This is a genomic window from Methylobacterium sp. E-065 (assembly GCF_022829605.1).
In the GTDB taxonomy this organism is placed as follows: Bacteria; Pseudomonadota; Alphaproteobacteria; order Rhizobiales; family Beijerinckiaceae; genus Methylobacterium.
In genome coordinates this window covers 1-13,628 of sequence record NZ_JAKSYD010000070.1, presented here as the reverse complement: position 1 = coordinate 13,628, position 13,628 = coordinate 1, and the positions used below count along the sequence as shown (strand labels likewise).

The window sequence follows — 13,628 nt, the reverse complement described above, 5'->3', positions numbered from 1 at the left end:
GACGGCAGCGGTCGCTGGCAATCGCAGCCAACCGTGCCGCGTCGGTCGCATCGAGGAGCACGCATACCGTCTGAGCCATCGCCCAGACTCGCACGTCTCATCCTACGCGTGAATCCTCCGTCCGCGTCACTGCACTAGCGGTTTAAAGGCCAAGCCTAAATTGCCACCGGACTATCCAGGTTGTGCCTTGGCGGCTTCACGCTGGGCAATCCTTGGAGAACGTCAACGCTCTAGCACTACCTGGGCACTTTGAGGTCAGATGGCAGCCGGAAGCGGCGTCGCCAGTGGGAGCATCACACTGGCGGGATGACTGCGCCACGAACTGTCGGCCGATGATGGCTTGACGCACGGCAGGCAGGCTCAGAGACGGCGGCGGACGCGGTAGGCCGGCCACCTTTTTTTCACCCAATCCCTTCGGTTGGGCCCAACCAAACGCAGGTGCTTCAGGTATACACAGGCGATGCACTTCATCAGCGCGTGCCGGTGCAGCGCGGTTCAGGAGCGGCCCTCGAAGTGGTCGAGGCCGAGTTCCTGCTTGAGCTGCTGGTGGGCCTGCTTGCATACCCAGCGGGCCTTGATCGTGCCCGCCAGAACCCGCCGGGCCGTGCGGGGCGGCAGGTTGGACAGGTAGTACTTGCGCTCGACCGAGGTGCGCCACTCGCCCACCAACCAGGCCTCGTCGCCCGGCTGATGGCGGTTGTTGCCCCAAATCTGACTGTCGCCCGCCCGCACGCGAGCCATGGCAAACCGGGCCGAGAGCGCTCCCATCCTGCCCTGCCGTCACGTCACGCGCCGCCAAGGCAGCGCGGCCAGAACCGCCTCGGCTTCCCGCAGCTCCTGATCCGGCACGAGTTTGCGCGCTCGCCCGCCCAGCTTCGTGAGCCGCACGCCGGGATCGTAGACCTTCTGGCTCCTGGCGATGCCGACCGCCCAAGCCCGCCCAGACGCAGTTGCGCTGCCTGACTTTTGAGAGGATCGGCGGCCGGGGGCGAATTCTTTGCTTGTGAAGGGCAACCATCGCACAGCCGAAACCAGATGGCGTCGGACGCGAATTAGACCAGTGACTTACCGGACAGCGGGTTCCTAACACGCTCTAGCTATTCCCGGTAGAGTATTCACCACTCTGGTCTCTTCCAGTCAATAGGAAATTTGTTCGGCTTCAGTTCGGCTTGTCGCGTTCATGAGTAGTGCTTCGTTCTCGAAATCGCGGATGAAGTCTATGGCTTGCTGTACATTGTTGCTGGCAGCTCGCCGAAGCCATCCGATACCGCTCTCGACGTTCTTTCTTACGCCGATACCTTTAAATTGCATCATTCCGACATTGTATTGAGCAAGCGGGTGATCGAGGACGGCCGCCTGTTGGTAATGTTTGTAACCAAGAGGCAGGTCCTTGTCTAAATGGGTCCCCTGGCAGTACAGAACGCCTAGCAGGAAGTTTGCTCCAGCATGCTGCGCGGCGGCCGCCTCGTTCAGCAGTGCGATCGCGGCCGGAGCGTCCTTAGGAGTCTGCTTGCCCGAGAGCAACGCCTCAGCAAGGATGATCTTTGCGCGAATGTCACCCCTTCGCGCCGATCGCTTTAGTACATGAAAAACGTCGTGAAGGTCGAAATCGTCTACCTCCATTCCCAACAGCAACTCGCAAGCGTCTAGATTATCAGAGGCGGCCGCTTGCCTCAGCAGGAGGAGTGCCTTTTTCTTGGAGTCGGCGCTTCGGTCGGCTATTAGTATTTGTGCGAGCACAATCTTCGCCTCATCGCTTCCTGCGTCCGATGCTCGCTCGATCAAGATTTTTGCTGAATCTATTTCCTGCTGCGTGGTCGCTTCTCGCTCCAGTATTTGTCCCAATCTGAGTTGAGCTTGCGGTAAACCGTTGTCCGCGGCAATGGCGAACCAGCGCTTGGCCTCAGACACGCTACATTCGACCCCCTGGCCGTTCAGTCGAAACACACCGAGGTTGAAGGCCGCTTGAGGATGGCCTCCGCTTCCCGCAAGTTCGAAGCATCGGGCCGCATGCTTCAAATCGAGCCCGACACCTTCGCCGCGGGCGTAGAAGCAACCGATCATGAACTGCGCTTGTACGTCGCCCAGATCCGCAGCCACTCGGTACCAATGTGCGACCTCGCGGATGTCCGGCTGGAGTCGATCACCGCGTCCGTACAGATCCGCGAGAAGCATTGCCGACGGGATATGGTTGCGCTTCGCGCAAAGTCTGAGCCGCTCGATGAGCGCCTGGACCTCGCCGCCCGACGGGTTTCGTGCGAGCGCAAGCACAGCGCCGTCGTATGCGGCAGTTGGATGTCCCTGCTCTACGGCCAGAGTAAAATATCTCTCGGCTTCCGGCAGGTCGCGCTCAATTCCCGCGCCGTCCCGCAGGGCCAGCCCGTACCGGTGTGAGCCCGAGGCATTCCCGAGTTCCGAGGCTTTCTTCGCCCAGTGCACGCACTGACCTAAATCCTGATCGGCGGCGTCCGCAGCACCGTAGTACTCGGCTAAACCGAGTGCCGCTTGACTGATGTCGTGGGCAGCTGCCGCGGTGAGCCACCGGTGTGCCTCCGCCCGGTCCCTTTCACAGCCGATACCCCTCATACGGAGCCAGCCGACATTCGCCTGCGCTTCCGCCTTGCCCGCCTCCGCCGCGCGGAGGAGCCACGCGAAGGCTTCGGCCGGATCGCCATCAAACTCAAATCCTGCCGGAAATAGCGCGGCCACAAGCGATTTCTCTTGGTCGCCGCGATGGTTTAGCCAAGCGCTCGAGGAGCCCGCCATCCAACTGAGGTCGCGTTTGTTCAGCAGGATAAGGCCCAGCTCAAATTGAGCGTCGGGGTGTCCCGTCTCGGCGGCAACGCGGTACCAATGCGTGGCGACAGCGCCCGAAGGCAGGCAGCCTTGGCCAATCTGATAAGCACGGGCGAGCGCGTGCTGAGCTGGCGCGTACCCGGCGCGCGCCGCCCGCGCGAGATCGTGATGTGCCGCCGCCACATGTCCGCGCGCGCGTCGGCGTTCGGCGCGGCGGTAAAGATAACGCGCCGCGAACTCCGGGATCTGCATTGTCCGGCCTCTCACGGCTCGCGCATCGCCCCGCTCAGCGTGCGCGACGCGCCTGTTATAACATAGGCGAGAACCGAGCGGTCACCGATATGAATATCGGCAGTTAGGGTCATGCCGGGGATCAGGCGAAATCCGGCAGGGACTCGCGTGAACTTAAGCTGGTCGATCGAGACGCGCGCCTTGTAATATGGCTCAGCCGGCTGGCCATCCTCATTCAAGGTGAAGGAGCCCTCGCTAATCCAACGGAGACGCCCCTCCGCAAAGCCATGCTCGACAAAATTGAAGGCATCCACCTTCAGCGTCACCGGATCGCCGGCGCGCACGAAGCCGACTTGACTGGCTGCGATATTGATCTCTGCCTCGATTGGTGAATCGAGCGCGACCAAGGTCATTAGTGTGTCGCCCTCGCGGAGGACGGAACCCACTGAGACTTTCGCCCGCGTCAGCACAACTGCATCAGCCGGTGCGTGGAGCTGCACCAAATCTTTGTGGCGCGCAGCTTTCGCAAGTTGCGCGATGACCGTGTCGCGGGTTCCCTGCGCCGTGACGAGATCCTGGCTGCTCTGCGAGAGCCACTGCTGCAGGAACGCTTCCCGGTCCGCCTTCAGTGAGCTTAGCTGCTGGCGCGCCTCCACCATCGCATTGCGGCCGTTCTCCATCGTGCGGAGCATCTCCAGGCGCGCATCGCTCGCGATCAATAAATTGAGGAGACTGCCAGCCTGCTTCTCGACTAGTTGCTGGCGCATTCCCTCCATTTGTCCGGAGATCTTCTCGCGTTCCGTGTAGCGGACATCGTCACCCTCTAGCTTCTTGATGGTCGCCTTCGTCTGCGCAATCTTGGCGTCGAAGCTCTCAAGCTGGGATTTCAGCTGAGAGGCTCGCTGATCGAAGAGCTGCTTCTGCAGTTTGTCGTAGGGGACTCGGTCCGGGTCGGTGCTGTGCGGGTCGTAGAGCAGGTGCGTTTGTTCAGCCTTCGCCCGCTCGATCTGCGCATCGAGACTCGCGAGTTGCTTACTTGCTTGATCGACATCAGCGGACGCGAAGGTCGGATCGAGCGTTGCCAGCAACTGCCCCTTGTGGACCTGCTCGCCCTCTCGAGCATCAAGGCTCTTGATGATCGACGCGTCAAGCGCCTGAAACAGGATCGGTCCTTGGCTCGGGATGATCCGGCCACGGTCGCTGGTCACGACGCGGTCGACGCGGGCGACGGCAGAGAGTCCCACACCGACCGTCAGGAAGGCGGCGAGGACGAGCGTGGTTACGCGGAGGCCCACTGGTTCAGGGGCCTGCCGGATCTCCCCCGTCTCAGATTCGAACCGGAGGATCTCCGCGTCGACGTCAGTACGTGCCATCACAATCCCCCCTCAGCCCACGAGGCGCAGCGGCGACGCCTGCCGCCCGGCTGTGCCGTTCTGCTGGTTCCACAGGTCGCGGTAGATATCGCACCGGTCGAGCAAGTCTGCATGCTTGCCGCGGTCGTGGACGCGGCCACGCTCCAACACCAAGATCGCGTCGGATTCCACCAGCGACGACAAGCGGTGTGAAATCACCAGGACTGTTCGCCCTTCGGCGATGCGCTTAAGGTTTGCGCTGACGATGGCTTCGCTTTCCGGATCAAGCGCACTCGTGGCCTCGTCGAGGATAAGGATACGTGGATTGGTGATCAGCGCTCGAGCGATAGCCAGTCGCTGACGCTGTCCTCCTGATAGGTTCGTCGTGCCTTCGGGCAGGTAGGTTTCATAGCCCCGGGGCAGGCGGTCGATGAATTCTTCCGCGCCCGCAAGCCGGGCAGCCCGGACCACTTCGTCAAAGGTGGCATCCGTCTTCGCGGCGCAGATGTTCTCGCGGATCGTTCCAGCAAACAGGAAACTATCTTGCAACACAACACCCAGGCTGCCGCGCAGATGATCGAGTGCATATTCCCGGACGTCGATGCCGTCGATCTTGATCAAACCGTCATATTCGGCGTGCAGGCGCTGAAGCAGGCGTGTTACGGTCGTCTTGCCCGAGCCACTTCGCCCCATGATGCCGAGGGTCGTCCCGGCAGGCACGATGAAGGAAGCACGATCCAGGGCAGGCGTGGTCGCGCCCGGGTATTTGAACAGCACGTCCGAGAAGCTCACCTCGCCGACCAGCGGCCTACGCACCCCCTGGCTCGGACGTACCTCTTCACCAGGCCGATTGAGCATGTCAGCAACGCTGGCAACCGCGATTCTGGCTTGATCATATTGTTCGACGAGCGTGGACATTTGGCGCAACGGTGCTGAAACTCGCTGCGCCAGCAGCAGGAATACAAAGATCTCCCCGACGGCAGCCGGATCTGCCGACGTTACCGCCAGGTAGACACCGATCGCGAGCGATCCCGAGATCATGAAACGCTCTACTGGCACGATCGCGGCCTGAATGAGCGTAGCCAGACTTCCCTCATGCAAGCGGAGCCGGGCAATCCGTGCAACGTGTACGTCGTAGCCGTGAGCCTGCCGCGGCTCGAGTGCAAGAGATTTAACGGTGCGGATCCCGTGAAGCGTCTGGACGACGAATGACCCCCGTGCCGCTTGTGCCGCGATAAGGGCGGTCATACGACGTCGATAGGCCGGAAGCATCGCAGCCGTCCATGCGCAGATTAGCCCACAACACGCCAGTACCACCAGCGTGAGAGGCACGCTAAAGACAAGCATCACAGGAATAAAGAACAGGAGACAGACAGAGTCCAGCACTGTTCCAAAAAGCTGGCTCGTCAAGAATTCTCGGATTCGATACGCTTCGTTAAGATTGTGGGTTATGAAGCCAATGGGGTGCTTTTCGAAAAAATCAACCGGCAGCCGCAGCAATCGATCAAAGATATAAGTTTCCATTTTTACGTCGATGCGCGACGTTAGATGTAGCAATAAAGTCTTGCGGAGCGCTATGAACGCGACCTCAAAGGCTACGAGGACAGCGAGGCCGATACACAGCGCCGTGAATGTATTCATGGCATGGTGCATCAATACGCGATCGGTGAGCAGGCGGTAACCTAGGATTGGGACGAGAGCGAGCAGGCTCAGTGCAACTGCGGCGATCACGACGTCGCGCAGGATGCGGCGCTCGCGCAGGATCAGACTTGCGAGAAATCCGAAGCCGAAGGGCTGCTCCTCATCGCGGACGCTGTAGTCACGCTTGATCAGGATCGCTGCGCCGTCCCAGACTTCCTCTAGCTGCACCCGATCGAGCACCAGCGGCGCGTCCTCCGGGGCCAACGGATCCCTTAGTACGACCTGTTCTACAGCGTCATTGCTCTCGACCCGTGTGAGCACCATCGCTGTTCCGGTCCGAAGCACCAGGACCGACGGCAGGACTTTCCGTAGTTTTACGAGATGGCGCCACCCGAGGTTGAGCCGTTTAGCTCTCAGCCCGGCGCGCCGCGCGCACCGCGCCAAGTCCGAAGCACTAACCGGGCCCGGCTTGAGCTGATTGTCGTGAATGATCTGCTTCGTCGACAGCTGGATACCGTGATGGCGCGCGACGATAACTAGGCAGCCGAGTAGTGACTGTTGCCACGTGTCCGCAGCAGGATCGACTAAAGCGCTTGATTGGTCAGACATCGAACCCGCTTTGCCTCGCTAGCTGTCAAACGCCCGAGCCGCGCCTGCTCCGGGCTGAAACGTCAGAACCGCGCGCTGAATCAGATTGAGGTTGTTCCCGTGACGCACGATCGTGGCCAATCTCTGGCAACGCGGCAGGGGTCATGGATAAATTTACGGCTGAGCTAATATCTAGCTACGCAACCCCAGCCCTAGAAGCGCACGACGGCAGCTACAATGGGCATCTATCAACTACGCATTTCTTAGGTATCGCATCGTGGCCAGCCAAAAATTGAGTCCCGCCGCCCTACCGCTAAGGCCCAACTATTGCCAGATTGATATTGTTTTTTTTGGAAAATCAACATTCCTTCGCCGGACGGCGTTTATGTGGCTTTATTAAACTTAATAAGAAAATGGTATCGCTGTTGCATGCATCGTAGAGCTACCAAAAATTCAACTGAATGCCTGACCCTCAGCCGCTCACCAGCGGCGTGGCTGCTGAAGCTTCGCCCCTACAGTGTCATCTGTTGCCCCGGCAGGGTGCAGCTTCTGCGGGCGGTAGGGACCGCTGCCTGCGTTGAGAACACGCTTCAGCGGCGCGGGGCGTGATGAGAACGACACGGGGCACTCCGAGCAGCAGGCGCGATCATCCGAACAGGTCGAGGCGGGAATTTTCCAGCGTGGCCGTTAACAGGGCGCCCCAACAAACCCCCTCGTCCGGGGCAACGATGACAAGAGTTACAAACTGGATCATCAGGTCTCCCCTGCGAGACAGTACTCTGCCCGCCAGTTTTCCGTCAGGTGCCGCTATTCCGTTGACGGCGGCTCCCACGACCCGAAGCAGTTGGGTGAAGCCGCGGGCAAAAATCGACGGGGTTGTAATCACCAATTGACACAACTGCTGATCTCAACGATCAGAGTGTTTGGTCAGCCACGGTCGCCGTATTATCGCTATAAAACGGTGAGATAATCAAAAGTGGGTCTGACATCGTGTACCCATAAGCGAGACGCGCGTGGTTTCGAGATGTGTGACTGGTCAGGGCGCCACACCCCGCCTCAAACACACCCAAAGAGCTTAACCCATGATCCTGGCGTTGTTGTTGACTGCGGCGGGCGTGATCGTCGGCATGCCGATCGTGCTCTACGGGTTCATCCGTCTTGACGAGCGTCCCGGATGGGTGAGTTGGTTCCTCCTGTTTATGGGTCTTGCTATTGTCGTTGCACCGGTGACCGCCGCTGTGGTCCTGCACCAGGAGAAAAGCGGCCACGACCGCTACGTTGGACGCTAGGGCGCGTGTGGCTGGCCCTGGCGCATACCTACCTGTGCATGCCCACGCGGGATGCTGCGGTCCCCGCGGTCGCGGTTCGCACACCGGTCGCCACCGGCAACGTGAGCCGCCTGATCGCGGCGCTCTGTGACCGACTGGCGCGGTCGCGCCCCGATGCCGAACTCCTGGTGATCGGCACCACCGTCGATGACCGCAGTCTGATCGCCGGTGGCGGGACGTTCGTCCCCAGCCCCGTTCCGGCCGATGACTCCTCGCGCCTGATCGAGACTTCTAGGTATCCAGACTTGCTCTCACCTTATCGCGACGGGCTGTTTCACCTGGTTGAGGCCCTAGCTCCGGACTACCCCGCCGGACTCGGCTACTTCGACTGGCCGGGTAGCGGCTTTCGCCTGCGCTTGAGCGATCTCACCCTCGATCCCGGATCCTCCGACGCGGAGGCCTCCACGCGGATCATCGATTGGTTGCCGGCGCCCCGGGCCAATTCAGAAGTGGGACGAACCAATTATGTCTGAGGCCGCCCCCGCGACCTATCGGGCGAAACTGGAGCGGACCGGCCCACGCTCGCTCTCCGGGTACTGCTACGACACGTCTGACCTGTCCAGACGCATCATCGTCGAACTGCGGATCGACGGGATCGGCACCGCGTGGACGCAGGCCGATGGGTTCGTCGATAGTTTGACTGAGGCTGGCGTCGGCGACGGCCGCTATGGATTCAGCTTCATCGTGGCGCCAGAGACCGTCGCCGGCGGGGGCTGTGCGCAAATCGTCGTGGCGAACACGACGGTGACACCCGCTCGCCCGCTCGCCCTCGTCCCCGGCGGCGGGGCCGTCGCGCGCGATGAGGGCGCCGGCTGGGTGCGCTGGGTGGGTGGGCGCCAGCTGTCCGGCTGGCTCATAGAGCAACTGGGCTCGCAGGGCGGGGAGGTGCGCGTCAGCCTCGACGGTCAGCTGATCGCACGCGCGCCGGCCGACCGGTGGCACCACCTTCAGGAGCCCGGGGGTGCGCGGCCGGTTCCGGGCTTCGATCTGCATCTGCCGGCCGCGGTCGCGGACGGAACAGTCAAGCGCGTCGTCGTGACCGACGGGGCCGGGCGACCGCTGCGGGGCAGCCCGCTGTCGCTCGTGGCGTTCCCGGATCCGCTCACCGCCGCGGTCGAGCAACTCTACGGCCCGGAAGTTGGAGCGACCCGAGCACGCGCCCAGCTGTTCGAGACGCTGCTGCCGAACTCGTGGCCACTCATGGATTCCGCTGGATGGCTGCAGCGCTACCCGGTTGCCACGCCGGAGGTAGCCCCGCCGACCGCCCTGATCATCATCGGCGACGAGGCCACCGCGGTCGACGTGACCCTGGCAAGCCTCAACCAGCAGCCCGGCCTGCCTTGGGTCGCGGCTGCGCTGCCCTCGCCGGATCGCGTCGGATTCCGGCCCGACGATCTCGGTGACTTCCTGTCCGGCGACGCCGGCCGGTGCACGGCGCTCCTCGCGGTGCCCGCGGGAGCAGCGTTCCTGCCTGGGCGCGCAGCCCGCCTCACGGCCGCTCTCGCCGAGGCACCTGACGCACCGCTCGTCTACGGTGATGTCAGCATTGGCGATGCTTCCATGGAAACGCTGCTCGCCTTCCCGAGCTTCGATTACGAGCGCTGGCTCGAACAGGGCTATGGCGCGCTCACCTTCGGCTTGCCGATCGCCAGCGCCCAACAGGCAGTGCGCGCGGGGGCCGACAGCCTCTACCGCCTCGCGAACGCGCCGCTCGATCATGCACTCGGACGATGGGACGCCGTCATCCACCTGCCCGGCATCGCTGCGCGGGTCCCACACCTAGACCTCGATGCAGCCTCCGCGCATCTCGCTTCCGCGACTCGGCGACATCTCGAAACCAGCGCGATCCCGGCCACGGTGACCGTCGGGCGCGGATCGATCTTGCCGGCGGCCCGGATCTCGCGGGCGCCACCGCCGGGGCTTGTCAGCATCATCATCCCAACGCGCGACCGTGCCGACCTCCTGGAGCGCTGCCTCGCCTCGATTCGGGCGGCGCGTGTGCAATACGGCTGCGAACTCCTCATTGTCGACAACGGCTCTTCGGATCCGGCGACACACGCTCTGTTCGCCGCGGTGCGCGCCGAGGGCGGCCACGTGCTCACGGATCCCGGACCGTTCAACTACGCGCGGCTGTGTAACCGCGCTGTCGAGACGGCCCAGGGCGATTTCGTGCTCTTCCTCAACAACGACGTCGAAATGGTGGGCGACAGCTGGCTCCATGAGTTGCTCGGCCGCCTCGCAGAACCCACAGCTGAGGCCGTGGGTGGCGTGCTGCGATGGCCGAGCGGCGTCGTCCAGCACGGCGGCGTGGTCTTGGGGCCGGGCTTTTCAGCCAGTCACGCCTTTGACGACCGGTACTACGGCGATCCTGGCTACGGTGATCTGCTCCGCGTGGCCTCTCAGCCGAGCGCGGTCACGGGCGCCTGCCTCCTCGTCCGCCGATCATCCTATCAAGCTGTGGGCGGCATGGACGCCATACATTTCCCAGTCAATTTTAACGACGTCGATCTGTGCCTGAAGCTCGGCGCGCGGGGCGGGCGCGTGGTCCTGACGCCCCACCTTGAGGCGGTGCATCTCGGCTCGGCGAGCCGGGGATTGGACCGGCGCCCAGATCAGCGCTCCCGCTACGCGCGGGAGCTCACCGCCCTGCGCGCGCGCTGGGGCGACGTACTGCAAGCCGATCCAGCCTACAGCCCCCTGCTCGCGTTATCAGACAATCCCTACACGGCGCTCGCCTGCCCGCCGCGCACGCTCACGCCACGCGGGCGGCAGATCGTTGCCGGCCGGGACATACCAAATGGTCTATGAGCGTTGGCCGCCCGCGACTCTTCCATCCTGTGGAGACCCACCGCTGCCTTGCGCCGAGATTTCCTTGCTCCAAGATCGGGAATGGCATGTCGGCAGGACGCTGCGGTCGCTTCGGGCTCACACAGGGCGAGCCGTCACTGGACGGAGAGAGGCTTGAGCGGAGTCGATCAATCCAATCCCTCGAAACGCTGTCGAGCGAACAATGCTCCGAAGACGGCTACGTCCGCGGAGACGTCGGCCGCGCCCGGTATCGATTTGACGTGGAGCCCCCTACACTACGATATCGTCCAGCACCGGGCGAAGCGACGGCGCCAGCGCCTCCTGACCAAGCCGCCCTCGGCCCGGGTCCCGTCGACACGCCGCATCGCGTGGTGGCTGACAAGCGATCCGGCCAGCCTCCCGCCCGAAGATTGCCGCTTCGTCGCGGCGCTGTGTGGCCTTGCGCCCAGGCTGCAGCCGAGCAGGTACGCGCCTTCGGCTCAATCCTGCGCGCCGGCGATCCGGCTGCGTTGAAGCCGTAGCTGCAGGTGGCCACCACGAGTGAACTCGGCGGGTTCGTCACTGGACTGCGGCAGGACGAGGCCGCTATCTACGCTGCTATCAGCGAGCCGTGAAGCAACGGCGCGGTCGAAGGGCAGGTGAACCGCTTGAAGCTGATCAAGCGCTCCATGTACGGCCGCGCCGGCCTCGAACTACTCCGACAGCGCGTCCTTCACGCTGCGTGAAGGTGGACCAGGAAGCGCCCGACAAACCAGATCGAGCGCCTCCCGCCATCAGCACCGAACCTACGGAATAATCGACGGGCTCCGCTGAGCGGCGCTCGATGTTCAGTCACGCCCGGCGCGGAACTCGAACCGCACACGGTGCCTGTGTTAACGGCAGCGCACCACTATGCCCATTCCGGCGCTCTGCCGCCAACGCGTATCACTGTGACAGCTCATTACGATTGGGGCGCAAGACAGCGGACAAATCTGCATCGCCAGCTGCACGCAGCGCCTCGTGTTGCTGGCAAAGGAACACCTCTCGGTTCCCGATTGTGAGTGTCGGGCCGCGCACCGCAACAAAAAGGGGCGGCATGAGCCGCCCCTCTTCAGCATTGGCAGTCTCAAACGGACTTGCCCAATTCGGTGGATGCTTACCCTCAGCCGATTTTGTGATCTTGATTGTCGCCACCGAAGTGCAGCGTGTCGATGCTGGACACCGTGACCGACTGGCTGCTGCCGGCAAACGTGATTGTGGTCGATCCGTCGCCGTTGCTCTTGTAATGGGCGTCCGTTGAGCTGTGCCCGTCGATGATCGCGGAGTGCGAGCTTGCACCGCCGACGATCGTGTCGTTGCCGCTGGTTCCTGTGATCTCGAAGGTGGTATGTCCTGAACCGGCGTAGAGCTTCGCGTCGCCCGACCCGGCGTAGAGCGTGTCGTTACCGGAACCAGCGTGAAGCGTGTCCATGCCGCCTGAGGCGTAGAGCGCGTTGTTGCCCTGCATCACCGACAGGAGATCGTTACCGGCGCCGCCCGTGAGCGTGTCGTGGGCGCCACTGCCGATACCGCCATACAAGGTGTCGCCACCTGAACCGGCGAACATCGCGCTCGTGCCGCCGCCGTAGAGGGTGTCGTGCCCGCTGCCGCCTTGAAGCGTGTCGAAACCCGCGCCACCGTTCAGCACGTTGTTGCCCTGCGACACCGACATGAAGTCGTTACCGGCGCCACTGTTGAGCGTGTCATGAGCGCCCGCGCTGAGCCCGCCATATAGCGTGTCGCCGCCGGAGCCAGCGTTCATCAATGTCGACCCGCCGCCGTACAGGGTGTCGTGCCCGCTGCCGCCCTGGAGCGTGTCTTGGCCACCGTTGGCGTGGAGGACGTTATCGCCGTACTTCACGGATAACAGATTGTTGCCGTTTCCAGCGGTCAGGGTGTCGTGCGCGCCTGCACTCAGCCCACCGTACAGCGTGTCACCGGCGGAGCCGACGATCAGCTGGCTCTGCCCGCCGGCGAGCGTGCTGTAGCCCGCGCTGTGAGCGTCGCCGCTGCCGGCTGTCAGGGTGTCGTGCGTGCCCCCACTCAGCCCACCGGACAGTGTGTCACTGGCGGAGCTGACATTCGGCTGGCTCTGCCCACCTGCCAGCGTGCTCTGACCTGTGCTGTCCGAGGTGCTTGTAGTCGACAGGGCGCTGAAGCGTGCGACGGAGGCGGACTGAACGGAGGTGGCCGTGGTCTGGATGGAGAACCCGCCGTTCGACATGAGCTCGGCCGGGTTCGCGTCCGTGGCGCCGAACTTGTTGCCGTCCAGCGTGATCGAGCTGACGTACAGGTTCTTGTCGTGGCCTTCGGTGAAGTTCAAGCTGCCGTCATACGCGTCGTTGAGGAAGCGAACTTCGACGTCGTGCGCGCTGGCCGGGCTGAAGTCGCCCTTCAGGGTGATGTCCTGCCACTGGCCCTGCGTGTGTACGGCCGTGACGGACTGCGGATTGCCCACGGCCTTGCCATCGACATAGTCATCGAACTGCAGTTCGCCCTGGTAGTGGTCACCCTAAACGCGCACCACCAGCGTCTTGTCGCCCGTGCCCGTGTTGCCCGTGCCCGTGCCACCGGTGCTTCCTCCCCTACCGCCGATGCTACCACCCGTACCGCCTGTGCTCCCGCCGGTGCCGCCGGTGCCACCCGTGGTAGGCGTCTGTACCGGGGCGGTCGTGAAGTTGATGCCGCCGTTCGACAGCTGAACGGCCGGGTTCGCGTCCGTGGGGCGGTAGAACTGCGCTAGCTCCAGAGCTTCGTCCGTTGATGGGGCCGCAATCGTCACGGTCTGCTGTGTCGTGCCCGCGTCCGAGCCGGTCAAGCGGAGGACGAAGGTGAGGCGATAGGCCTGCGTCGCCATGGCTACGTC

Annotated in this window: 8 protein-coding genes and 2 pseudogenes; 3 read left to right on the top strand and 7 right to left on the bottom strand. The window is 63.2% G+C overall.

Annotated elements, in window-relative coordinates; translation table 11 throughout:
* Positions 1–255: 255 nt before the first annotated feature.
* The 4 genes and pseudogenes from MKK84_RS06865 to MKK84_RS06850 form a co-directional block, all read right to left on the bottom strand.
* Positions 256–948, bottom strand: a pseudogene (locus MKK84_RS06865) (IS701 family transposase); the annotation flags it as partial.
* Positions 949–1,137: 189 nt separating this feature from the next.
* Positions 1,138–3,048: a tetratricopeptide repeat protein gene (locus MKK84_RS06860; protein WP_243917923.1), complete on the bottom strand. Its 1,911-nt coding sequence runs from the start codon at positions 3,046–3,048 to the stop codon at positions 1,138–1,140.
* Between the two features lie 11 nt (positions 3,049–3,059).
* A complete protein-coding gene (locus MKK84_RS06855) occupies positions 3,060–4,400 on the bottom strand; it encodes an HlyD family type I secretion periplasmic adaptor subunit (RefSeq protein ID WP_243917921.1) in 1,341 nt (446 codons plus the stop codon).
* 12 nt (positions 4,401–4,412) lie between these two features.
* Positions 4,413–6,629, bottom strand: a complete 2,217-nt coding sequence (locus MKK84_RS06850) for a peptidase domain-containing ABC transporter (protein WP_243917919.1) — start codon at positions 6,627–6,629, stop codon at positions 4,413–4,415.
* 1,061 nt (positions 6,630–7,690) lie between these two features.
* On the opposite strand from MKK84_RS06850, the gene MKK84_RS06845 reads away from it, so the two are divergent.
* Genes MKK84_RS06845 through MKK84_RS06835 form a run of 3 tightly spaced genes read left to right on the top strand, consistent with a single transcriptional unit; the run spans position 7,691 to position 10,744 of the window.
* Complete coding sequence (locus tag MKK84_RS06845) at positions 7,691–7,897, top strand: hypothetical protein (RefSeq protein ID WP_243917917.1); 207 nt, start codon at positions 7,691–7,693, stop codon at positions 7,895–7,897.
* 5 nt (positions 7,898–7,902) lie between these two features.
* A complete protein-coding gene (locus tag MKK84_RS06840; protein WP_243917915.1) occupies positions 7,903–8,409 on the top strand; it encodes a hypothetical protein in 507 nt (168 codons plus the stop codon).
* Positions 8,402–10,744: a glycosyltransferase family 2 protein gene (locus tag MKK84_RS06835; RefSeq protein ID WP_243917913.1), complete on the top strand. Its 2,343-nt coding sequence runs from the start codon at positions 8,402–8,404 to the stop codon at positions 10,742–10,744. Before MKK84_RS06840 ends, MKK84_RS06835 begins: the two co-directional genes overlap by 8 nt.
* Positions 10,745–11,885: 1,141 nt before the next feature.
* Here MKK84_RS06835 and MKK84_RS35865 read toward each other — a convergent pair.
* The 3 genes and pseudogenes from MKK84_RS35865 to MKK84_RS06820 form a co-directional block, all read right to left on the bottom strand.
* Entirely contained in the window at positions 11,886–12,524 is a 639-nt protein-coding gene (locus tag MKK84_RS35865; RefSeq protein ID WP_409566459.1) for a calcium-binding protein, read from the bottom strand.
* A gap of 21 nt (positions 12,525–12,545) precedes the next feature.
* Positions 12,546–13,262 (bottom strand): annotated as a pseudogene (locus tag MKK84_RS06825) (carbohydrate-binding domain-containing protein); the annotation flags it as partial.
* 12 nt (positions 13,263–13,274) lie between these two features.
* Positions 13,275–13,628 (bottom strand): hypothetical protein (locus MKK84_RS06820; RefSeq protein ID WP_243917909.1); only part of this gene is annotated, 354 nt, incomplete at its 5' end.